General features: G+C 68.8%; 13 protein-coding genes. 9 read left to right on the top strand and 4 right to left on the bottom strand.

Annotated features, from left to right (window positions below; all coding sequences use genetic code 11):
- The first annotated feature begins 31 nt into the window (after nucleotides 1-31).
- From AC1RJ9_RS11250 to AC1RJ9_RS11230, 5 genes are all read left to right on the top strand, one after another.
- Nucleotides 32-2,218, top strand: coding sequence for a beta-glucosidase (locus AC1RJ9_RS11250; RefSeq protein ID WP_492836973.1), 2,187 nt, complete (start codon nucleotides 32-34; stop codon nucleotides 2,216-2,218).
- Between the two features lie 67 nt (nucleotides 2,219-2,285).
- Complete coding sequence (locus AC1RJ9_RS11245) at nucleotides 2,286-2,498, top strand: hypothetical protein (RefSeq protein WP_492836972.1); 213 nt, start codon at nucleotides 2,286-2,288, stop codon at nucleotides 2,496-2,498.
- Nucleotides 2,499-2,659: 161 nt separating this feature from the next.
- A complete protein-coding gene (locus tag AC1RJ9_RS11240) occupies nucleotides 2,660-3,793 on the top strand; it encodes an ROK family transcriptional regulator (protein ID WP_492836971.1) in 1,134 nt (377 codons plus the stop codon).
- Nucleotides 3,794-3,891: 98 nt separating this feature from the next.
- Entirely contained in the window at nucleotides 3,892-6,567 is a 2,676-nt protein-coding gene (locus tag AC1RJ9_RS11235) for a TonB-dependent receptor (protein WP_492836970.1), read from the top strand.
- Entirely contained in the window at nucleotides 6,567-7,349 is a 783-nt protein-coding gene (locus tag AC1RJ9_RS11230) for a DUF1868 domain-containing protein (RefSeq protein ID WP_492836969.1), read from the top strand. The genes AC1RJ9_RS11235 and AC1RJ9_RS11230 overlap by 1 nt, the downstream gene beginning before the upstream one ends.
- Here the strand turns inward: AC1RJ9_RS11230 and AC1RJ9_RS11225 are convergent.
- A complete protein-coding gene (locus AC1RJ9_RS11225; RefSeq protein WP_492836968.1) occupies nucleotides 7,346-8,503 on the bottom strand; it encodes an ROK family transcriptional regulator in 1,158 nt (385 codons plus the stop codon). The two genes, AC1RJ9_RS11230 and AC1RJ9_RS11225, sit on opposite strands and share 4 nt — an antisense overlap.
- 172 nt (nucleotides 8,504-8,675) lie before the next feature.
- On the opposite strand from AC1RJ9_RS11225, the gene AC1RJ9_RS11220 reads away from it, so the two are divergent.
- The 3 genes from AC1RJ9_RS11220 to AC1RJ9_RS11210 all read left to right on the top strand — a co-directional run bounded on the left by AC1RJ9_RS11220 (nucleotide 8,676) and on the right by AC1RJ9_RS11210 (nucleotide 13,119).
- Nucleotides 8,676-10,925, top strand: a complete 2,250-nt coding sequence (locus tag AC1RJ9_RS11220) for a TonB-dependent receptor (RefSeq protein WP_492836967.1) — start codon at nucleotides 8,676-8,678, stop codon at nucleotides 10,923-10,925.
- On the top strand, nucleotides 10,925-11,722 hold the full coding sequence (locus AC1RJ9_RS11215) for a DUF1868 domain-containing protein (RefSeq protein ID WP_492836966.1): 798 nt from the start codon (nucleotides 10,925-10,927) through the stop codon (nucleotides 11,720-11,722). Before AC1RJ9_RS11220 ends, AC1RJ9_RS11215 begins: the two co-directional genes overlap by 1 nt.
- Before the next feature lie 128 nt (nucleotides 11,723-11,850).
- On the top strand, nucleotides 11,851-13,119 hold the full coding sequence (locus tag AC1RJ9_RS11210; protein ID WP_492836965.1) for an MFS transporter: 1,269 nt from the start codon (nucleotides 11,851-11,853) through the stop codon (nucleotides 13,117-13,119).
- Nucleotides 13,120-13,232: 113 nt separating this feature from the next.
- Here the strand turns inward: AC1RJ9_RS11210 and AC1RJ9_RS11205 are convergent, their stop codons facing one another.
- Together AC1RJ9_RS11205 and AC1RJ9_RS11200 are read right to left on the bottom strand one after the other, a co-directional pair.
- On the bottom strand, nucleotides 13,233-16,571 hold the full coding sequence (locus AC1RJ9_RS11205) for an amidohydrolase family protein (protein WP_492836964.1): 3,339 nt from the start codon (nucleotides 16,569-16,571) through the stop codon (nucleotides 13,233-13,235).
- Between the two features lie 164 nt (nucleotides 16,572-16,735).
- A complete protein-coding gene (locus AC1RJ9_RS11200; protein WP_492836963.1) occupies nucleotides 16,736-19,228 on the bottom strand; it encodes an FG-GAP-like repeat-containing protein in 2,493 nt (830 codons plus the stop codon).
- Nucleotides 19,229-19,361: 133 nt separating this feature from the next.
- On the opposite strand from AC1RJ9_RS11200, the gene AC1RJ9_RS11195 reads away from it, so the two are divergent.
- Nucleotides 19,362-20,111, top strand: coding sequence for a helix-turn-helix transcriptional regulator (locus AC1RJ9_RS11195; RefSeq protein WP_492836962.1), 750 nt, complete (start codon nucleotides 19,362-19,364; stop codon nucleotides 20,109-20,111).
- Nucleotides 20,112-20,248: 137 nt separating this feature from the next.
- Here the strand turns inward: AC1RJ9_RS11195 and AC1RJ9_RS11190 are convergent, their stop codons facing one another.
- The gene (locus AC1RJ9_RS11190) at nucleotides 20,249-22,648 is read right to left on the bottom strand and encodes a hybrid sensor histidine kinase/response regulator (RefSeq protein ID WP_492836961.1); all 2,400 of its coding nucleotides are present in this window, start codon (nucleotides 22,646-22,648) and stop codon (nucleotides 20,249-20,251) included.
- Nucleotides 22,649-22,651: the final 3 nt, after the last annotated feature.

The raw sequence follows: 22,651 nt of genomic DNA, 5'->3' as shown, positions 1-22,651 counted from the left end.
TCATGAGGGCCGGGGGAAGCCAAGGAATCTCATGTCACTCGCTTCTAGCCTCGCCGTCCTCACGTTCGCCGTGGCCGCCCAAGCCGCCGCGCCCGCCGAACGCCCATGGGCCGACGCCAAGCTCTCGCCGGACGCGCGCGCCGCGCTGCTCGACAAGGCGCTGACCGTGGATGAGCGGATCAGCTTGCTGCACGGGCCGATGGCCATGCCGGTCCTGGGCTTCAAGGTTCCGCAAGGCGCGATCGGATCGGCCGGCTATTTCCCCGGCGTGCCGCGTCTGGGCGTTCCGGCCCTGCAGGAGAGCGACGCCAGCCTGGGCGTGACCAATCCCTTGAACGTGCGGCCGGGCGACGGCGCGACCGCCCTGCCGTCAGGCCTGGCGCAGGCGGCCACCTTCAATACCCGCCTGATCTATGAAGGCGGCGCGATGGTCGGCCGCGAGGCCCGCGCCAAGGGGTTCAATGTGCAACTGGCCGGGGGCGTCAACCTGGCGCGCGATCCCCGCAACGGCCGGAATTTCGAATATCTGGGCGAGGATCCCTGGCTCGCCGGCTCCCTGGCGGGTTCGGCGATCAAGGGCATCCAGGACCAGGGCGTCATATCGACGATCAAGCACTTCTCGCTGAACGGTCAAGAGACCGGTCGGATGACCGCCAATTCGGTGATCGAGGAGGGCGCCCACCGCGAGAGCGACCTCCTGGCGTTCGAGATCGCCATTGAAAGGGGCCAGCCCGGCTCGGTGATGTGCGCCTACAACCTGGTCAATGGCGACTACAGCTGCGGCAACGACCACCTGCTCAACACCGTGCTCAAGCGCGACTGGGGCTACAAGGGCTGGGTGATGTCCGACTGGGGCGCGGTCCACGCCACCGACTACGCCCTCAAGGGCCTGGACCAGCAGTCCGGCGAGCAGCTGGACGGGACCACCTGGTTCGGCGAGCCGCTGAAGGCCGCCGTCGAGAAGGGCGAGGTCCCGGCCGCGCGTCTTTCGGACATGAGCCGCCGGATCTTGCGCTCGATGTTCGCCGCCGGCCTCTTCGATCGCCCCGCCGCCAGGTCCGAGATCGACTACGCCGCCAATGGCGCGGTCAGCCTCGAGGCCGCGCGCGAAGGCGTCGTGCTGCTGAAGAACACCGCAGGCCTGCTGCCGCTGGCCAGGACCGCCCGGTCGATCGCCGTGATCGGCGGCCACGCCGACGCCGGTGTTTTGTCAGGCGGCGGCTCCTCCCAGGTCGTGCCGCCCGGCGGCGCGAAGACGATCATCCCCCTGGGCGGGGAGGGGATGATGGCCCAGTTCCGCAGCCAGTACTTCCACCCGTCCTCGCCGCTGGCCGCGATCCGCAAGCTGGCGCCGCAAGCCAAGGTGACCTTCGACGACGGCCGCTATGTCGCCTCGGCCGTGGCCGCGGCGAAGGCCGCCGACGTGGTGGTGGTGTTCGGCAATCAGTGGATGGGCGAGGGCGAGGACGCCGTCGATCTGTCGCTGCCCGACGGCCAGGACGCCCTGATCGCGGCGGTGACGGCGGCCAATCCCAAGGCCGTCGTCGTGCTGCAGACCGGCGGCGCGGTGGCCATGCCCTGGCTGAAACAGGCCGGAGCCGTCGTCGAGGCCTGGTATTCGGGCGCGCGGGGCGGCGAGGCCATCGCCGACGTGTTGTTTGGCGAAGTCGACGCCTCGGGCCGGTTGCCCGTGACCTTCCCGGCTTCGCTGGCCCAATATCCGCGCGAGCAGTTGCCGGGTCTCGGCGCGCCGGAGAAGACGCGCTTCGACGTCAACTATGTCGAGGGGGCCGATGTCGGCTACCGGCGCTTCGCCAAGACCGGCGACAAGCCGCTGTTCGCCTTCGGCCACGGCCTGTCCTATACGACGTTCGCCTTCTCGAACCTGAAGGTCACCGGGGGCGACACCCTGACGGTCAGCTTCGACGTGGCCAATACCGGCCCGCGAGCCGGCAAGGCGGCGCCGCAGGTCTACCTGACCGGGGCTGGAGGCAAGCCGCTGCAGCGGCTGATCGGCTTCGACAAGCTTGATCTCAAGCCGGGCGAGACCCGCCGCGTCACGCTTGCCGCCGATGCGCGCCTGCTGGGCCGGTTCGACGTCAAGACCAATCGCTGGATCATCGACAAGGGCGGCTACCAGGTCGCGGTCGGCGCGGCCTCCGACGACCTGGCCCTGAAGGGCGGCGCCGATCTCAAGGCCGCGACCCTGAAGCCCTGACGTTCCCCCTACGGCGGCCTGTCGGCCGCCAGCATTGGCCTAGAGACTCATCCGTGGAATCCGACACATGAACATGGTGCTTGTTGATCAAGAGCAGGTCCTGGTCCTTCGTCGTGCGCTGCCGGCGGTGACCAAGGTCTGGCTGCAGGAAGTGCTGGGCGTGAGCGAGACGACCTGGCGGTCTCTGCGCGATGGAAGACCGATACGACAATCGACGTACAATCGGTTGCTCGCCAAGCTCGAAAGGACGGGCGGACGCGACAGGGTTCGCCCGCGCTAGCGGCGACGTTCGACCCGCGGCCGGGCTCGGCCTCGGCGCGGCGGGCCTGGATCTCCCCGTTGGGCGCGCCCCGGATGTGACGCCTTCTTGCGACGCCGCTTGGCGGACGGCCGTGATGACCTTATCGCACGGAGACGCTCGCGGCTGGCCGGATTCGCAGCATGCCCCAACGACCCTTTTCGACGACCGCCGGCCGGACCGGCCGTACGGACAACGAGCGTCGCCTGCTGACCCTGGTCCGCGACTTCGGTCCGCTTTCGCGCGCCGACCTGGCGCGACGGACGGGCTTGGCGCCGCTTTCCGTCACCCGCCTGATCGGCGACCTGATCGAGGAGGGGCTGGTCGTCGAGGGCGAGCGGGTGATCGCCGGGCGGGGACAGCCCAGCCTGCCGCTGAGCTTGGCCCCCGATGCGGCGTTCGCCTACGGGGTTTCGATCGCCGAGGATGCGCTTTCGGTCGTGCTGATCGACCTGCAAGGCCGGGTGCGGGCCCAGCGGCGTGAGCCTTTCGACGCCTTCGACAAGGACGCGGCGATCGCGCGGCTGGCGGACAGCTTCGACGAGATGGCGGGTGAGGCGCTCATCGATCGCGACCGGTTGTTCGGCGTGGGCGTCGCCGTCTCGGGGTTCTTCACGGGGCAGCGGCGGCAGATCAACACGCCGCTGGTCATGGAGCAGTGGGCCCTGGCCGACCTGGACGCCGAGTTCAGCGCCCGTTTCGGCCTGCCCGTGTGGATCGACAACGACGGCAACGCCGCGGCGATGGGGGAGGCGCTGTACGGTCTCGGCAAGGCGCTCTCCAGCTTCGCCTATCTCTATGTCGGCCGCGGCCTGGGGGGCGGGGTGGTCTTGGACGGGAGGCTGTGGCGAGGCCGCAACGGCAACGCCGGCGAGTTCACCGGCGTCTTGCCGCCCGAACGCCGAGAGGACCGGCCGACCCTGCAGCTGCTGCGGACCCTGCTGGAGGCGGACGGCCGGCGCTTCGACTCGATCGAGGCCATGCTGGCGGGGCTGCCGGACGGCGACCCGATCATCGACAGATGGGCCGAGCGGGCGCGGGCGCAGTTCGAGGCCATCCTCTCGGCCATCGCCGCCATCGTCGATCCCGAGGCGATCGTGCTGGGCGGCCGCCTGACCCCGGCCTTGGCCGACGCCCTGATCGCGCGCTCGGCGTTCTATACCGCGCCCGTGCGCGACCTCGACCGGGCTTTCCCGCCGCTGCTGCGGTCGCGGGTGGAGGGCGACGCCACGGCGCTCGGCGCGGCGGCCTTGGCTTTCGGCGATCATTTCTTCTAGCCCGCGGGGCGCGACTGGCTCCTCTCCCCCCGACCGTCACAAATATTAAATAACAGACTGTTACTTAATTGGTGTCAGAGGCATCAAGGGGCGCTCACATGTCTATCGTCTTCAAATCCATGCTCTGCGCGGGCGCCGCGCTTGGGGCGCTGGGCGGTGTCGCCCAGGCCCGGCAGACCGCCGTGGTCGACGAGATCGTCGTCGTCGGGCAGCGGGCGGCCGACCGCAACGCCATCGCCGCCAAGCGCGACACGGTGCAGGTGATGGACGCGATCTCGGCTGATGACATCGGTCAGATGGCCGACTTCAGCGTCGGCGACGCGCTGAAGCGGATCGCCGGCGTCAGCGTCTACGACTATCAGGGCGAGCCGCGTTTCGCGAGCATCCGAGGCTTCAACGCCCACTACATCACCACCACCCTGGACGGCCTGCAGATCGCCTCGCCGGACAACCAGAACCAGACCAACGGCGGCGGCCGCCAGTTCTACCTGGAGACCCTGCCGTCCAACATCGCCTCGCGCATGGAGGTCTACAAGACCAGCACGCCGGACATGGACGGCCACTCCGTCGGCGGCTCGATCAATTTCAGGCTTCCGGGCGCCTTCGACTTTCGCAAGGACCAGACCCGCTTCTCGGCCAAGCTGGGCTACCAGATTCAGGACAAGTCGAAGGGCGGCGAGCGCCCGGTGGCTCAGGCCGAGGCCTTCATCACCCGCCGCTTTGGCGCGGACGACCAGTTCGGCCTGACGCTGAGCGCCTCGTACTGGCGGCGCGAGATGTGGATCCCGCAGCTGGAGCGCGGCAGCTCGGCCTATTGGTTCGACGCCAGCGGCAAGAACACCGGCCAGCCCTATGTCGGCGCGGGCCCGGCCCCGGTCGAGCGGCGCTGGTACGCCTACGACAACACCCGCGAGCGGCGCTCGCTGATGAGCGTCCTGGACTGGCGGGTCAGCGAGAAGCTCAGTGTACGGACGACTGGCTACTATTTCGGCCAGAACGAGAAGTCGCTGCGCAACGACATGATCGCCAGCATCGGCGCCAACGCCCTGGTCAGCGGCCAGACCGCCACCTCGGGCGTGTTCTCACCGCGCGCCGGCCAGCCCGGCGACGTCGCCCAGAACGTCCGCTCGTTCAAGCTGCTGTTCGATCGCAAGGTCTATGGCCTGCAGAGCGCCGTCGACTACCAGGCCGGCGACTGGACGCTGGGCCTGAAACTGGCCGCGTCGCGAGCCACCTACAACAATCCGCAGATCAGCGACAACTTCAGCCAGAACGGCCTGTCGTTCCGCTATGACGTCAGCGACGACGAGGTGGCCTTCACCCCGGTGAACCAAACCGCCTACGACAATCTGGCCGCCTATGTCGGCGGGACCGGCGCGTCGAACCCGCAGCACTATGACGAGCGCTACAAGACCGACGCCCGCAACTATGAGGGCCGGCTGAAGGCGGCCTACAACATGGACGCCGGGGACACGGGCCTGGGCGTCGAGTTCGGCGGCGGCGCGATCCGGCGCCAGCACGGCGAGAACTACGCCAAGAGCTATCAGACCGGCATGCCCTACACCCTGGCCGACGTGGCCTCGACCACGCGGATCTGCGCGTTGAACTGCGACGCCGGCCAGATGGTCTTCGTCGACCAGGGTAAGCTGATCGGCATGCTGGACCGCTATCTCTCGAAGGCGACCAAGACCGTCGACACGGCCAGCGCCTTCAGCAAGGCCTTCTGGATCCAGGAGGACCTCTACGCCGCCTATGGCATGGCGCGCTGGAAGACCGACCGCTGGACGGTCCAGGGCGGCCTGCGCCTGGAGGCGACCGACGTCGAGACCACCGGCTTCCGCGCCACGACCAAGGCCGGCAAGACCACCTACGACCCGGTGACCGCCGCCAGCGACTATTCGCACTGGATGCCGTCGGCCCAGGCGATCTACGACCTCGCGCCCGACAAGAAGATCCGCGCGGCCTACAGCCGCACGATCGGCCGGCCCAAGCTGACCGACATGGCCCTGCTGGGCGGCTCGCTGAATCTGGCGGACGCCTCGTTGCCCAAGCTGACGACCGGCAATCCGGATCTGAAGCCGCGAGTCTCCGACAATTTCGACCTGTCGCTGGAATGGTACCTGGACGAGGGCAAGGGCCTGGCCTCGCTGGCCCTGTTCCACAAGCGGATCCGGAACGAGATCTATTCGCTGGGCCGCACGGCCGACATCGACGTCGGCGGCGGGACGCTGGTTTCGGGCGTGCTGACCACGGCCGTCAACGCCGACGAGGCCGCCACGACGCAAGGCGTCGAGGTCAACCTGATCAAGTACCTGACCTTCCTGCCCGGCGTCTGGAGCAACTTCGGCGTCAACTTCAACGGCATCGCCTCGAAGACCGACTTTCCGATCAAGCTGGCGGACGGCGCGCCCAAGACCCTGGACGGCCTGCCGGGCCAGCCGAAATACGCGACCAACCTCTCGGTCTTCTACGAGGGCGACAAGCTGCGCGCTCGCGTGGCCTGGAACCACACCGACCTGATGACCGAGGAGCGCTATATCGGCAACGGCACGACCAGCCCGGCCAATTTCTACCGCATCCGCTGGGTGCTGCCGTCCGACAAGATCGACGCCTCGCTATCGTATGACATCGACCGGACCTACACCCTGCGCATCGACGGCTCGAACCTGACGGGGCAGGGCGTGGACACCAATCTGGGCCTCGACAAGGAGATCCCGGTGGCGCGGATCAAACAGCCCAGGGCCGTGATGGTCGGCGTGTCGGCGAGGTTCTGATGCTCAGCCGACGCGTACTCCTGGCGGCGGCGCCCGCGTTGGGCCTCGCCGGCGCGGCCCTGGCGGGTGAGCGTGGGGCCTATCCGCCCGACGTCGGCCGCAAGTTCCGCGCCGACGGTCGGGTCATGCCGTTTCGCGGGAACACGATCATCCACCACCTGCCGCAGCAGGGGCCGGGATCGGAATTCTTCGACGCCCTTCTGGAAGTGTATCGCGAGCTGCCGGCCCACGCCTTCAGCCGCAAGATCACGGCCCTGCCGCCGTCCAGCTATCACATGACCCTCTTCGGCGGGGCCAACGATTCCGACCGGCGGCCCGGATTGTGGCCCGCGGGCCTGCCGCTCGACCTGCCGATGGCCGAGTGCGATCGGATCCTGGGCGAGCGGCTGAAGGCCTTCGACCTCGACTGCGAGCTCCCCTTCCGCATGCGGGTCGACCTCGCCGAGCCGCCGCCCGCCGAACGGCCCCTGGCCATTCGCCTGGTTCCGCTGGACGCGGCCGAGGACGCCAAGCTGCGCCGCCTGCGGTCTCGTCTGTCGGACGTCCTGGGCATCCGGGCGCCGGGCCAGGACGCCTACCGCTTCCATGTCACCCTGGCCTATCTCTATCGCTGGCTGACACCGGAGGAGGATCGGGCGTTCCGCGCCGCCCTGGCCGGCTGGCGCGACCGGCTGGCCAGGGCCTGTCCGGTGATCGAGCTAGGCGCGCCGGAATACTGCCTGCTGGAGGACATGTTCGCCTTCAAGCGCCAGTTTCACCTGGGACGCCCCTCGATACTCTAGCTCAAATAGACGGCGCGCAACGGCAGCATGGCCGCGCCGATCGCGGCGGCCTCGCCGGGCGCCTCGCTGGGAACGAGCCGTGCGGTCGGCCGCGGCGCCAATCGCCGTTTCTGGTCGAAAAGCTCGATGTGGCCGATCATCCGCCGCGCCAGGTCGGGCGGCGTGCGTCCGCCGATCACGATCGCTTCGAGGTCGAGGATCGCCGTGGCGTTCGAGGCGATGATCGACAGGGAGTCGCGGACCCGCGCGATCCATTCGTCGATGGCCGGCCAGCTGGGATCATAGGCCTCGATCATTTCGTCGACCGTGTCGAACCGCTGGCCGCCCTGGGCCACGATCAGGCGCAGCAGTTCTAGATTGGGGAACGGATAGATGTTGCCCGGCAGGCCGCCCGCGAACTCGCCGGCGTTGCCGAAACGGCCGCGCCAAAGCTCGCCGTCCAGCACGACGCCGCCGCCGACCCCGGCGCCCAGATAGAGATAGGCGAAGCTCTTGGCCCAGCGGCCGACGCCGATCATCGCCTCGGCCATGGCGGCGGCGCTGCCGTCGTTCTCGGCGAAGGCGGGCAGGGCGTAGCGTTCCGAAAACAGTCGGGCGACGTCGAGGCCGGCCCATTCTTCGAGGCTGTGGGGCGTGTTGAAGCCCGGCGCGTCACCGATGAACGAGCCGGCGACGCTGATCCCCAGGCCCGCCAGAGTCCCCAGCGGTCGCCCCAGGGCGTCGGCGGCTTCCGCCAGGGCCGCGTCGGTCCAGGCCAGCACCTTGGCCACGGGCATCGCGCCCATCCGGGCCTTGCGCTCGAACCGGACCTTGCCGGCGAAGTCGACCGCCGCCAGCGCCACCGCGTCGGCCATCACCGCCACGCCCAGGCCATAGGTGTGATCGGGCGCCAGGTGGACCAAGGTGGACGGGTAGCTGCGCTTGCCGAGGCCGGCCTTCTCGCCAAACACCACCATGCCCTGGGCGGCGAGGCCGCCCACCAGGCGCGAGACGGACTGCTGGGTCAGGTCCGTCGCTTCGATCAGCGCCGCCTGGGTCGCCCCGCCGCGACGGAACAGCAGGCCCAGCAGTCGGCGCTCGCTGCGGGTCAGTTCCGGAGGGCGCGGGGGCGGGGAGGGAGCGTCCATGCGGCCCTCATAGCGCGACTCGATCATGGCGCCATCCATCTCACGCATGAAAAGTGAGATTCTGGATCCGAGCTCTGTACTTCGTCACATAATGTACGCATAAAAAGTGCAATAGCGCATCGAACAGGCTCGTTCCAGGTTGCATTGCACCCACGGCGAGTGAATTTAAGCCGCGCCACGGCGCTTCGGGGATTTCGTCATGCGACTGCGCATCCGTCTTTGTTCGTCCGCCGCCCTGGCCATCGCCTTGACGAGCGTCGCCCTCGACGCCGCCCACGCCCAGGCGGCCCACACCCAGGCGGACGACGCGATCGCCGAGATCATCGTCACCGCCACGCGCCGGCCGGAGAAGCTGCAGGACGTGCCGGTGGCGGTCACCGTCGTCGACGGCGAGCGACTGGCGCGGTCGAACCTCAACAGCCTGCGCGACATCGCCACGATCGTGCCGACCCTGAACTTCCGCACCGCGGCCTCGAACAAGGACCAGGCGCTGTTCATCCGCGGCCTGGGCACGGTCTCGACCTCGCCCGGCGTCGAGCCGACCGTCTCGACCGTGGTCGACGGCGTGGTGCTGGCGCGCCAGGGCCAGGCGACGCTGGACCTGCTGGACGTCGACCACATCGAGGTGCTGCGCGGGCCGCAGGGCACGCTGTTCGGCAAGAACGCCTCGGGCGGGGTGGTCAACATCGTCACCAAGGACCCCGGCCAGGACCTCCACGCCTATGGCGAGGCCTTCTACGGCACGGGCGGCGACGAACGGCGGTTCAAGGCCGGCCTTTCGGGCCCGATCGTGGCCGGCAAGCTGGCCGGGTCGCTGAACCTCTTCACCGGCAAGTACGACGGCAACGTCACCAACGTCTTCAACGGCGAGACGGTCAACGGCTATGAGCGGACCGGCGCGCGCGGCAAGCTGGTTTACACGCCGAACCAGGACCTGACCCTGCGCCTGGTCGCCGACTACATGGCCTCGCGCGACACCGCCCCGACCGGCGTGGCGCGGCGGACGTACCTGACCGCCTATCCGACCGGCGTCGTCAGCAACTTCCCGGCCTTCGCCGCCGCTCTGGGCCCCGTCGTCCCCGGCGACGACAACCGCCGGATCAACAGCAACCTCGACACCCACGCCCGCGACTTCAACAGCGGCCTGTCGCTGCAGGCGGACTGGAGCTTCGCCGGCCACACCCTGACCAGCGTCACCGCCTTCCGCCGCTGGGACAACATCCAGTTCCAGGACCAGGACCGCCTGCCCGGCGTGGTCGCGGGCCTGCCGCAACAGCATGATCGCGGCGACCTCGGCTTCGAGCAGCTGTCGCAGGAAATCCGCCTGGCCTCGCCGAAGGGCGGCCTGATCGAGTACGTGGTCGGGGCCTATTTCATGCGCGCGACCGACGACGAGCTCTATCGCCGCGAGACAACCACCCTGACCGGGACCACCCGCGCGGTGTTCAACGGCCTGGCCGACTACGGTGTCACGGACAACAACACCTCGCTGTTCGGCGAGGCGACGATCAACGCCTCCGACCGCCTGCGCCTGATCGCCGGCCTGCGCGGCGTGCGCGACGCGCTGAGCTACCGCTTCCAGCGCGTTTCCTCATCGCCGACCCCGGTCGCGGGCATCCAGACCAGCTTCGTCAGCGCCGGTTCGACCGACAAGGACGGCTACGCCGCCCGCCTGGGCGCGCAGTATGACCTGACGGGGTCGAGCATGGCCTATGTCACCTATTCGCGCGGCTACAAGGGCCCCGCCTACAACGTCGCCTTCAGCATGCTGCCCCAGGACGCGGGGGTCCTGAAGCCCGAGACCAACGACGCCTATGAGGTGGGCTTGAAGTCCCGTCTGTTCGACGGCCGCCTGCAGGCCAACCTGGCCGGCTTCGTCACCGACTTCTCGAACTACCAGGTCAATTTCTACGACGTTTACAACGGCTCACCCGTCACCCGCCTGATCAACGCCGGCAAGGTGTCGACGCGCGGGATCGAGGCCGACCTGGCGGCCAAGCCCGTCCGGGGCCTGACCCTGACCGGCGCCGCGGCCTACATCCACGCCCGCATCGACGACTTCAAATGCCCGACCGGGACCGCGGCCTCGTGCCAGGTCAACGGCAAGCCGCTGCCGTTCTCGCCGGACTGGAAGCTGAACGTCCGCGCTGACTACCGCCTGCCGCTGGAGGGCGCCTTCGCCGTCGAGCTGACGACCGAATACAGCTGGCAGAGCCGAACGCAGTACAGCATCAACCAGACCCCCGACACGGTGCAGGACGCCTATGGGATCTGGAACGCCGGCGTGACCGTCACCGCGCCCGGCGACTGGCGCTTCACCGTGCTGGCCAAGAACCTGGCCAACACCCACTATTCGTCGATGATGTCGACCTTCGGCAGCGGCGTGGTGCGGTTCGTGCCGCGCGACGACCGCCGCTACTTCGGCTTCGGCCTGCGCAAGGATTTCTGATGCGGCGGGGCGATCTCCTTTCCGAAGGCCGCCGCGCGCTGTTGCGGGCGGCGGCGGGCGTCGCGGTGGCCGGACCGGCGGCGCGGGCGGGCGCCGCCAGCCGTCCGGCCTATCCGCCGGATGTCTTCAGCAAGTTTCAGCCAGACGGTCGGCCCCTTCGGTTCGCCGGCAACACGATCATCTGCCACCTGGACCAGCAGGGCGAGCGGTCGGCGGCGTTCGACGCCTTCCTGGACATCTATCGCGAGGTCCCGGCCCTGCCGTTCGCCCGCAAGATCGCGTGGCTGCCGCCGTCCAGCTACCACACCACGATCTTCGGGGGCGCGAACGACCGGCCGCGCCTGAAGGCGAGCTGGCCGGCGGACCTGCCGCTGGACCTGCCGATCGCCGACTGCGACCGGGTGCTGGGCGAGCGGCTGAAAGGGTTCGCGCTGGACCACGCGCCGCCGATCCGCCTGAAGGTCGACCTCGAACAGCTCCAGGATCCGGCAAGGCCGCTGACCCTGCTGCTGCTGCCCGTCGACGCCGCCGAGGAGGCCAGGCTGCGCGGCCTGCGCGACCGCCTGTCCCGCCTCCTGGCCATCCGCTCGCCGAACCACGACGGCTACCGGTTCCACGTCTCGCTGGGTTATCCGATCGCCTGGTTCACGGAAGGCGAGGCCAGCCTGTTCCAGGCGACCTGGCGGCGCTGGGTGGGCGCCGTCGCCTCTAAGTCGCCCGTGATCAACCTGGGCGCGCCGGAGTATTGCCTTTTCGACGACATGTTCGCCTTTCATCGCCAATTCTATCTGCGCTAGACCCGCTGGGCCGTACTCAATGCAAATGCGCCAGAGTCCCCTTCTGGCGCGAACCCACCGCCATTTCGCGCCGGGCGTCACCGATTTGCTGTCATTGAACCGTTTCCGTCGCGCCCCATAGACGCGGCATGGCGTCGATCCAGAAGCCCCTTCGAGCGAATGGCCCGGCGAGCGCGGCCCTGCTGCGCTCGGCCTATGGCGCGGGTCACTTCGCCAAGAGCCTGGCCTGGACCTTCACCGATCTGCTGCTGGCCTACTACGCCAATGTGCGGCTGGGACTGTCGGCGGCAGAGACCGGGCTGCTGTTGTTCTTCTCGATGGCCTATGGCGCGGTGCTGGATATCGGCGTCGCCTTCCTGTTGCGACGGGCCGAGGGCAGCCGCCGGCGGATCCTGCTGATCCAGTTCGCCGCCGGCCTGGCGACGGCGACGACGCTGATGATCGTCTTCAGCCCGGTTCACGGCGCCTTGCCTCCGTTCGCCTATCTCATCGTCGCGCTAGGCCTGCTGCGCACGGCCTACGCGGTCTACGATGTCGCCCAGAACGCGCTGGTGTCGCTGCTGCCCAGCGACGGGGCCGACGCGGAGCGGTACGTGGTCTTGCGCCAGGCGCTGAGCGCCCTGGCCCGGCTCTGCGTGGCGGCGCTCTCCTTCCTGGTCGTCGGGCAGGGCGTGCGCGAAGGGCGCGAGATCGTCGTGGTCGGGGCGATCGCGATCCTGATCGCGCTGACGGCCGGATGGATCGTGCGCTGGGCCGGGCCCGCGCCGGTCGTCGCGACGCCGCCGCGCCTCAAGGGCCTGACCACGCCGCGGGGCATAGGCCGGCTGCTGCTGGCCGCGGCCGCCCAGGCGGGACCGCTGAGCATGACCGCGCGCATGGTCACCTTCGTCGAGCGCGACGGGCCCCACGACCACACCGGCGCGGCCCTGCTGTTCGCCCTGGTGCTCGGAAACCTGATCGGCCCGATCGCCGTGGCGCGCTGGCCGTCCCGCGGCGATGTCGGCCCCCAGGCGCTCGGCTTCACCACCCTGGCCCTGATCGCCGGCGCGGTCTTTCTGGCCGATCCCTGGTCGGGGCCGGTCGCCCTGGTCGCCTGCTGCGCGCATGGCGTCGGCCTGGGCGGGGTGATGACACTGTTCTGGCGCGGCATGAGCGCGGCGATCCGCCACCATGCCGAGCAGACTGGCGTGCGCACCGACATGGCCGCCTTCGCCCTGCTGACCGCCACGCTGAAACTGTCCAGCGCCGTCTTCGGCGCCAGCCTTGGCCTGCTGCTCGACGGATTCAAGGCCGCTGACCCGATGAGCCTGTTGGTGCTGGCGGTGATGACCGCCGCGGGCGGCGTCGGCTTCGTGCTCGCGATCGCGCCGGTCCGGTCCTTCGGCGCGCGCGTCTGACGGTTCAGTATTTCGACCTCAAGGACCCGATCGATCGTGAGCGGATCGACGCATGAAAAAGGCGGGCCGCCGAGCGGCCAGCCGGTGTTTCAAGCCAACAGATCCGCCGCTTCTTACCCCACGTCCTCGGTCGTCGACTCCGCGGGCTGGCTGCCGCCGTAGGCTTCGCCCGAGCGTTCCCACCAGTAGGGCTGACGCGTGCGCTTGCCCGTGCCGACCTCGTTCAAGGTCGTCGGGTCGTAGAGCCGGCCGCCCAGCATCACGCGGTTGATCTTGTCGCTGTTGCGGATGTCGACCGTGGGGTCGGCGTCCAGGACCAGGAGGTCGGCCAGCTTGCCGGGCTCCAGCGAGCCGACGTCCTTGTCGTAGCCCAGGCTGCGGGCCGAGCTGATGGTGCCGGCCGCCAGGGCCTCCACCGGGGTCCAGCCGCCGCGCACGAACGACCACAGCTCCCAGTGGGGGCCCAGGCCCGCCTGCTGGCCGTGGGCGCCGATGGCCACCTGCACACCGCGATCGGCCAGCTTCTTGGCCTCGCGGGCCGTGGCGCCGTCGACATAGTCCTCTTCCGGCGCGGACGCGCGGCGGACGTTGCGGGCGGCCAGCAGGGCCGGCGGGGCGTGCCTGGACAGCAGCGGGTGCTTCCAGACGTCCATGTGCTGGCGCCAGTAGGGATCGCCGGCCAGGCCGCCATAGGCCACCACCAGGGTCGGGGTGTAGTTGGTCTTGGTCTGCGACCACAGGCTGACGATGTCGTCGTAGAAGTGCTCGACCGGCAGGTTGTGCTCCAGCGTCGAATTGCCGTCCTGCACCAGGCTGACGTCCATGCTGTAGAGCGAGCCGCCCTCCGGCACGACCTCCATCCCCTCCTTCTGGGCGGCGATCACCACCATCTGGCGCTGTTCGCGACGGGGCTGGTTGTAGTTCTTGACGCTGTGGGCGCCCTGCGACTTCAGCCGGCGCACGTGGGCCAGGGCGTCGTCCAGCGTGTTGATCTCGGCATAGACCTCCGGCGCCTTGGCCCCGTAGATGATCTCGCCGGTCGAGAAGGTGCGCGGGGCCAGGATCTTGCCGGCCCGCTGCATCTCGCCCGCGACGAAGATCTCGGCGGCGCGGGCCGACGGATCGTGGATCGTGGTCGAGCCCATGGCCAGGTTGACCATCGACGACCAGTTCTGTTGCGGCACCAGGTCATCCTCGCCCTGCGGCCCGTGGGCGTGGGCGTCGACCAGGCCCGGGATGATGGTCTTGCCGGCCACGTCGATCAGCTTGGCGTTGGCGGGGATGACCGCGCTGGCCTTGGGGCTGACCGAGACGATGCGGTCGCCGTTGATGACGATGACGCCGTCGTCGATGATCCCGCCGTCCTTGCTGGCCATGGTGACGATGCGGGCGCCGGTCAGGGCCACCACGCCCGTCGGCTTGTCGGCGGCGACCTCCATCGACAGGGACAGGCCCGTGGCGACCGGCTTGAACTTGCCAGACTCCTTGGCGCTGTCTTTGGGGGCGTCCTTTGGAGCCTCAACGGCCGGGGCGTTGGCGTAGAGCGCCTCGGTGCTGGCCGTGAACAGGGTCGGGCCCATGCTCCAGTGGATCTGGGCCCCGCCGTTCGACCAGTTGATGAAGTCCGCGCCCTCGGCGCTGACCCGGGTGACGGGCAGGGGGCCGCCCTTCTGGTCGACCGAGACGTCCTGCGTTCCCGGCAGCAGCGGCATGACGAAGGCTTCGTAGTTCTGGCGGAAGGCCACGTTCTGGCCGTCGGGCGCGACCTGGTAGTCGTTGACCAGCTCGCCGCTGGCGTGGACGTGCTTGGCCTCGCCGTCGAGGTTGGTGCTGACCAGCTGGCGCTTGCCCTTCTCGGACATCAGCATGAAGACGCGGTCGTTGGACGCGCCGAACTGCGGCTCGGATCCTTCACGGGAGATGCGCACCGGGGTCCCGCCGGTCGCGGCCACGCGATAGACGCCCGGGTTCTGCGACCAGCGCGACGAGGTCAGCCCACCGCTGCGCCGCTGCTCGAACACGATGGTCTTGCCGTCCGGCGAGAACCGCGGGACGCCGAAGTGGCCCGGCTGGCTCATGACGTCCTTGGCCGCGCCGCCGGCCGCCGAGACGGTGCGGATGTGGCCTAGCCCAGCGTCGGTCCAGCCGACGAAGACGATGGTCTTGCCGTCGCGCGACCACGACGGGAACAGCTCGAACTCGGCCTCGTCGCTGGTCACCAGGCGGCGTGGAGCCCCACCCGATGTCGGCTTGATCCACAGCTTGCCGAGGGTCTCGAACACCACCGACTTGCCGTCCGGCGAGACGCTGGCCCAGCGCGGCATCTTGGTCTGGAACTTGTCGGGGGCGATCTCGACCTTCGGGTGGATGGCGTCGATGACCACGCGGGTGTCGTCGATCTTGAACGGGATGACGCTATTGGCCCCGTCGGCCACCGCCACGCGGCGGATCTTGCCGCCGGCCCAGAACACCACGCTTGTACCGTCGGGCGTCCAGGCCATGTTCGGATAGACGCCGGTGACCGCCCAGGTCTCCTGCACGTCCTGGTCCAGGGCGTCATAGACCTTGCGCTCCTCGCCCGAGGTCAGGTCCTTCACATAGAGCTTGGACTTGGCGCGCTCGCGGCGGACGAAGGCGATCTTCTTGCCGTCCGGCGACGGGGTCGGGCGCACCGAGCCGCCGACGCCCGAGACGACGGTGGTCACCTCGCCGGTCTCCAGGTCGTAGCGCTCGATGTCGAACAGGTCGGTGTTGGAGTCCTGGGCGTATTCGAAGATCGGGCCCGAGGTGACGTTGCGGACGTAGAAGATGCTCTTGCCGTCGGCGGCGTAGATCGGCTCGCCCAGCTCCTTTTGCAGCACCTCGCTGGCGCGCTTGACCAGCGGCACGCCGCCGCCGCCCGAGACGTGGTAGATCCACACCTCGCCGGTGCCCAGCGAGCGGCCGGTGGTGAAGTGCTTCTTGGCGACGATGAAGCGGCCGTCCGGGCTCCAGCTGGGCTGGTTCAGCAGGCGGAAGTCCTCCTTGGTCACCTGGCGCTTGTCGCTGCCGTCCAGGTTCATCACCCAGATGTTGTCGCCGCCGCCGCGGTCCGAGGTGAAGGCGATGCGCTTGCCGTCGGGCGAGAAGCGCGGCTGGTGGTCATAGGCCAGGCCCTCGGCGATCCGCTTCGGCGTGCCGCCGGCGATCGGCATCGTGTAGATGTCGCCCAGCAGGTCGAAGGCGATCAGCTTGCCGTCGCGCGAGACGTCGACATTCATCCAGGTGCCGTTGTCGACGGTGATGCGCACTTCGCGGGTGGCCACGCCGGGCGGGGCGTTGACGTTCCACTTCTCGGGCTTGTCCGGCTTTGCCGCATCGGCGGCGGGGGCGGGAGCGGGCGGCGCGGTCTGCGCCAGCGCCGAGCCCGACATCAACAACAAGGCGACCAGCGCCGTCAGCCGACGATCCATTCCCAATACCCCCTCAGACGCAATCCGTACGCGCGGAAGCGGAGCCTAGGGGGGAAGGCGCGCGGAGTCACGGTGGAGGTTGTCGGGTTTTCGCGAACGGACCTGGATGCGGCGATGGCGCCGGAGATCACCGCAAGGCTGGCGAGGATCCGTGACCGAAGACGCTAGCCCCCATAGGCGTACTCGGCCTTGCCGTAGACCCCGATCAGGTCGACGGCGAACGTCGCGCCGTCGGCCAGGTCGTTCAGGAAAGCCTCGTTGGCCTTGGCGTACATCCCGACGTTCTCGGTGGCCGCCGCCGCCAGCAGGAAGCCGACCATCGCCGCCTTGGTCCCGATGCCCGTCGCGCCGTCGCCGCCGTAGAAGGCCAGATAGTCGACCCGCGTGTCGATCAGGGTGTGGACCTTGGCGTCGGTGGGCGTGGCGCCGAAGATGATCTTGTAGGCTTCCTTCGTGGCGTCGAAGAGTGACAGCGCGCCGTACTTGGCCAGGAACGAGTCCTTGGCCTCGCCGTTCTTGCCGAGGTTGACCGCGAAATTGATGTAGCGGTTCACGGTGTTGAACTGAGCGTAGTAGGCGCTGTTCAGGTTCGTCGAATTCGGCCCGGTCGGCGAGATCAGGAAGTCGATGCCCGCCAGGCTGGGGATCTTTCCGGTGAAAAACTCATAGGCCAGGGTCGCGACGGAGGTCGTCGCGCTGGCGGCCTTGACGATCTGGGCGGTCGCCTGGGCCAGGCTTTGTTGGCCGCTGCCGACGCCGACGAGCGCCTGGCTGCGCAGATCCAGGTGGACGGCGGTCGGCGTGGTTTCGCGCAGGATGTTGTTGAAGGCCGCCAAGACGGGCGCGGCCGAGGGCAGGTCGTTGGCGATCGTCTTGATCACCCCGTTTTCTTCGGCCGCAAAGGCGTAGACCTTGCCCGTGGCGTCGGTCAGGGCCGTGGCCAGGCTCGGCAACGCCGCCGAGAATCGCGTGAAATGTCCCGTGCCGTCGTTGAGGAAGATCACCGAGCCCGTGCCGTTGTCTCCGCTTGCCAGCAGATCCTTGAAGCCGTCGCCATTCACGTCGGTCGCCTGAAGGAATTTGTACCAGGTCAGCGGCAGGTTCGTTCCGGCCGGCGTCGCTGAACTCTGGGCGAGTCGCTGCTGGGTCTCGTCATGGAACTTGCCATTCCCGTCGTTCACCAACAGTTGGATGTAGGGCACGGTGTAGAAGTCGTTGGAGCCGCTGGCGCCGCCATTGGTCACCGACAGGGCCAGGTCGATCAGGCCGTCGCCGTTCAGGTCGATCGGCGTGACCTGCATGATCGACTCGTTGCTGACGCCCGAGGCCGGCAGAGCCATGGCCGTGCTGGCGCCGAACCCCTTGCCGTCGTTCAGATAGACCTCGCTGGGACGCGAGGCCGCGTTCCAGGTGCCCGCGATCAGGTCGACCCGGCCGTCATTGTTGACGTCGATCAGCGCGCCCCAGGTGTTGCCGGCGTTATAGTTCGTGCCCTGGTATGGCTTGGGCAGGCTGGCGGTGTCCAAGGTAAAGCCGCCCTTGCCGTCCCCCAGCAGGATCTGCAGCGCCGGGCCGACCGGAGTTTTCGAGGAATAGGCGTGTAGGGCGAAGACGGCGACGTCAAGATTGCCGTCGCCATTGATGTCGCCTACCGCGCCGCCGTGGGAGAAGATCTTGATCTGCGGCAGGTTGGCGCTGGCGTCGACCATCTTTCCGTTGGCGGCGGACAGGAACAACTGGTTCTGGCCGCCGGGGAAGGGCTCGCGGTCGGGTCCCGACTCCAACACGAAGATGTCTGGGCGACCATCGTTGTTGAAGTCGCCGGAGAGCACACGCGCCACGAAGTAGCCGGCGGCCGTCGAGGGCAGCGTCGTGGCGGTGGCGTCGGCGAAGTGACCCTGTCCGTCGCCCGCGAACAGCAGCTCGGGGCCCTTGGCGTTGTAGTTGGAGGCGAAGTCGATCGTCGGCACGAACAGGTCGGCCTTGCCGTCGCCCGTGAAGTCGGCGACCAGGAACTGCTGGGCTCCGGCGATGGTGGAGGTGTTGGCGTAGAGCGTGTCGCCGAACACGTACTGCCCGTTCTGCAGATAGTTGCTGGCGCGGATCGTGACGTTGTCCGATCCGGGACCCGTGAACTGGATGCTGGCGATCCCCGTTAGCGTGGTGACGCCGTTGTCGCCGTTGGCGAAGTGTTTCTTGACCGTGAAGGTCTTGCTGGCCGCATCGTAGGTGATCGTCGCGTCGCTGGACTTGCGGCCATAGAAGATGACGGTGTCCGAACCGCCGCCGCCGACGACCGTGTCGCTGCCGGCGCTGAGCCAGAAGGTTTCATTGGCGGCGCTGCCGCTGATCGTGTCGCTGTAGTTGGAGTCCTGGACCGTGAGGATGCCGCTGAGCGTGTCCGTGCCGCCCAGGCCGTCCTGCGCCGTGCCCGTCGCCAGATTGATCGTCACGCCCGAGGTGGAGGTCCAATAGGCGATCCCCGAGCCCGTCGTCGCGCCGCGGATGGTGTCGTTGCCGGCGCCGCCGATGGCCGTGGCGTTCCTGATGGTGATGAGGTCGTCGCCAGCCTCGCCATAGATGCTGCTCCAGTCGGCGATACCTAGAGCGACCTGGTCCAGCGTGTCCGCGCCCGAAGCGCCGTGATAGTCAGCCAAGGTGATCGCTCCAGGGTAGAATGAGAGGCTTAAGTCGGGGGCGCCGCCATTTGATCGCGCCGGATATCGCCGTTCCGCCTTGTCGCGCGGACGTCACTGAACGACTGTCTGATCCGGCGCGGGGGCGAGTGGCATGAATGGTTTCGATAGCGAGCGGCTGATCAGCGACCTCGCGCGCGCGACCAGCGTGACCGAGCGCTTTTCCGCGCTGACCAGCGGCCTCGCCGTGCTGGGCCTGGACACCATAAACTACGGCATCCTCGATCCGGAGGCGGCGGACCTGGAAGGCGCCGGCGTTCAGTTTCTCACGACCATGAGCGACGACTGGATGGGCTATTATGTCGACCAGAACCTGGCGGTAAGCGACGTCCATGTCATGCGGGTGCAGGCGCGGCGCCTGACGCCCTATCGCTGGGGCGCCAGCCAGATCGAGCGCATCGCCGACGCGGAACGGACGACGGCCCTGCGGGGCGCCGAGGCCGGATTGGTCTCGACCCTGTGCGTGCCGCTTAGCAGCCCTCAGGACCCGTTTTCGCCGGTCGGCGCCATCAATCTCGGCTCGTCGATGGGCGAGCGGGAGTTCGGCATGGTCATTAAGGAGCACGGTGCGATCTTGGTCAGCATCGCGCACATCTTCCACAACGCCTCTATCCGGCAGGTCTGGCGCGAATGGTCTGGCCGCAAGCCGCTGACGGCGCGAGAACGCGACTGTCTGCGCTATCTCGCCGGAGGCAAGCGCCAAGACGCCGTTGCTGAAGCTCTGGGCGTTTCCCGTGTCACCGTCGAGTTGCACCTGCGCAACGCCCGAGAGAAGCTTGGCGCTCTGACCCTCGGTGAAGCGATCGCCAAAGCCATCGTGCGCGGTGAAATCGCCATAGGTTGAGTTCGCGCGGCCGCGGGGTGGGTCGGCAGGGCCGGGCGTCACGTCAGGCGGCTCCGAGCTTGATCAGAAATCTATCCTACCGATCCGCCGCCGCGCGCCGCAATCTATGGAAATTCATAGGCCTTGCCCGACGAGCCTCAATGCGGCCGCGCTTGGGCCAGGGCCTGGGCCAGGCTCTCCAGGGAGAACGGCTTGCTCAGGAAGGGCCAGCCGCCCGCCCGCGCCCGGCCCTCGTCGCTGCCGGTGTAGCCCGAGCACAGCACGACAGGCAGGCCCGGACGGGTGGCGGCCAGCGTCTCGGCCAGGTCGACGCCGCTCATGCCGCCGGGCATGATCACGTCGCTGAGCACCAGCTGGATGCCGTCGTCCTGGGCCAGGCGGGTCAGGGCCTCTTCGACGCCGCCGGCGCGGACCACCGAGTGGCCCAGGTCGCGCAGCATGGTGTCGACAAGCTCGGCGACCTGGGGATCGTCCTCGACCAGCAGCACGCGCGAGGGGACCTGGGCCTGGACGTGGTCCACGGCGGGCGTGGTGTCGGCGACCGGCGCGCCCTCATCGATGGGCAGCAGCAGGGCCACGGTCGCGCCCTGACCGGGCTTGCTCTCGATGTCGACCGAGCCGCCCGACTGCCGCGCGAAGCCGTAGACCTGGGACAGCCCCAGCCCGGTGCCCTCGCCGGGCGCCTTGGTGGTGAAGAACGGCTCGACCGCGCGGGCGATGGTGGCCGCGTCCATGCCCATGCCGGTGTCGCGCACGGCCACGCGCAGGTACTGGCCGGGCTCCAGCTCGCCCTGCTTGCGGGTGAGGGTGACGGGGCGGCTCTCGATGGTGACCTCGCCGCCCGGCGGGGTGGCGTCGCGGGCGTTGACGACCATGTTCAGCAGGGCCGCCTCGAACTGGCCGGCGTCGATCCTGGCCGAGCGAACCCCGCCGCCCAGGCGCAGGTTGAAGGTGTAGGCGTCGCCCAGGGCGCGCTTGAGCAGGCCCTCGGACTCGGCGATCAGCCGGTCGACGCGGCAGACCTCGGGCTTCAGCGGCTGGCGGCGGGCGAAGGCCAGGAGGTGCTGGGTCAGCTTCTCGCCCCGCTTGGCGGCGGCGAGGGCGGCGGCGACCATCCGCGCGCGCCGGCGTTCGTCGTCGGGGTGGCGCTCGACCACGTCCAGGGCCCCGATGATCACGGTCAGCAGGTTGTTGAAGTCGTGGGCCACCCCGCCGGTCAGCTGGCCGATGGCTTCCAGCTTCTGCGACTGGAGCAGGGCGGCCTGGGCCGCGTCGCGCTGGGCCACGGCCGCCGCGACGCGCTCTTCCAGAAGCTCGTTGATCCCGGTCAGCTTGGCCTCGGCCTGCTTGGCGTCGGTGGTGTCGAAGGCGATGCCGATGAAGCCGACGAAGTCGCCGCCCGCATCGAAGCGCGGCCGCGAGAACGACTTCAGCCAGCGCCATTCGCCGTCGGCTCGGCGATAGCGCCCTTCCAGCTGGAACGGCTTGCGCGAAGCCTCGCCCTGGGCCTGGGCCTTGAGGATGTCGGGCAGGTCTTCGGGATAGAGACGCGTGCGCCAGTCCATGGCCACCGCCGCCTCGTAGTCCAGGCCGGCGAACTCGACATAGGCCTTGTTGACGAACTCGCGGACGCCGCCGGGGCGCGTGACCCACATCAGGGCTGGGGCGCTGTCGGCCAGCGTGCGGAAGCGGGCCTCGCTTTCGCGCACGCTCTCCTCGGCGCGGCGGCGGGTGGTGACGTCGAAGTTCAGGCCGATCATGCGGATCGGCTTGCCGTCCTCGTCGCGGACCACCTCGCCGCGGGCATGGATCCAGCGCTCGCCCTGGCTGGTGTCGGCCAGGCGGTACTCGACCTCGTAGTCCCCGAAGTCCTTCAGGGCCCGCCGCACGTGCGCCTGGATCATGGCGCGGTCGTCGGGGTGGATGTAGCGGGGGATGTCGTCCAGGCGGATCACCGCGTCGTCCGGAACGCCCATGCCCCGCCGGGCCGCCAGCGACATGTGGACCGCGCCGGTCAGCAGGTCGTAGTCCCAGGGACCCACGCCCGCCGCGGTCTGGGTGACGCGCAGGCGGGCCTCGGCCTCGGCGCGCTCCTCCCGCGCCTGGGCCAGTCCGCGCATCGCCCCGCGCAGGCCCTCGGCGGCGACCAGCACCATGACCGCGCAGAGCAGATAGATGACCATGGTGGTCAGCTCATCCTCGGACATCGGCACGGCGCCCTGGTCGCTCCACAGCCACGCGGCGAAGGCCGCGCCGGCGGCCACCGGGATCAGACCCCAGCGCCAGCCGGCGTACAGCGTCACCAGCATGATCGGCGGAAAGAAGGGCTGGGTGGCGCCGACGCCGCCGTGCAGGCCCAGCAGCGCGATGCGCATCAGCACGGCCATGGCCACGCCGATCAGCGCGGCGACGACGCATCGCCACGCCGGCGGTGGAACCGGAGGGATGAGCCAAGCGCTAACTAGAGTATGGATTCGACGGTGCTCGTCGGAAGCCAAGTTCGGGGCGTCTCTCTTCTCCACCTTCGCTCCCCGCAAAGA

It is taken from the genome of Caulobacter sp. GW822-FHT07D08 (genome assembly GCF_058798735.1).
Note: the sequence above shows the minus strand (reverse complement) of the source record. Positions and strands in the feature narration are given on the sequence as shown.

Coding starts and splice junctions, on each gene's coding strand:
- AC1RJ9_RS11235 (WP_492836970.1), top strand. CDS start 3,892: ATGTCTATCGTCTTCAAATCCATGCTCTGCGCGGGCGCCGCGCTTGGG.
- AC1RJ9_RS11205 (WP_492836964.1), bottom strand. CDS start 16,571: ATGGATCGTCGGCTGACGGCGCTGGTCGCCTTGTTGTTGATGTCGGGC.
- AC1RJ9_RS11230 (WP_492836969.1), top strand. CDS start 6,567: ATGCTCAGCCGACGCGTACTCCTGGCGGCGGCGCCCGCGTTGGGCCTC.
- AC1RJ9_RS11225 (WP_492836968.1), bottom strand. CDS start 8,503: ATGATCGAGTCGCGCTATGAGGGCCGCATGGACGCTCCCTCCCCGCCC.
- AC1RJ9_RS11250 (WP_492836973.1), top strand. CDS start 32: ATGTCACTCGCTTCTAGCCTCGCCGTCCTCACGTTCGCCGTGGCCGCC.
- AC1RJ9_RS11240 (WP_492836971.1), top strand. CDS start 2,660: ATGCCCCAACGACCCTTTTCGACGACCGCCGGCCGGACCGGCCGTACG.
- AC1RJ9_RS11215 (WP_492836966.1), top strand. CDS start 10,925: ATGCGGCGGGGCGATCTCCTTTCCGAAGGCCGCCGCGCGCTGTTGCGG.
- AC1RJ9_RS11195 (WP_492836962.1), top strand. CDS start 19,362: ATGAATGGTTTCGATAGCGAGCGGCTGATCAGCGACCTCGCGCGCGCG.
- AC1RJ9_RS11245 (WP_492836972.1), top strand. CDS start 2,286: ATGAACATGGTGCTTGTTGATCAAGAGCAGGTCCTGGTCCTTCGTCGT.
- AC1RJ9_RS11210 (WP_492836965.1), top strand. CDS start 11,851: ATGGCGTCGATCCAGAAGCCCCTTCGAGCGAATGGCCCGGCGAGCGCG.
- AC1RJ9_RS11220 (WP_492836967.1), top strand. CDS start 8,676: ATGCGACTGCGCATCCGTCTTTGTTCGTCCGCCGCCCTGGCCATCGCC.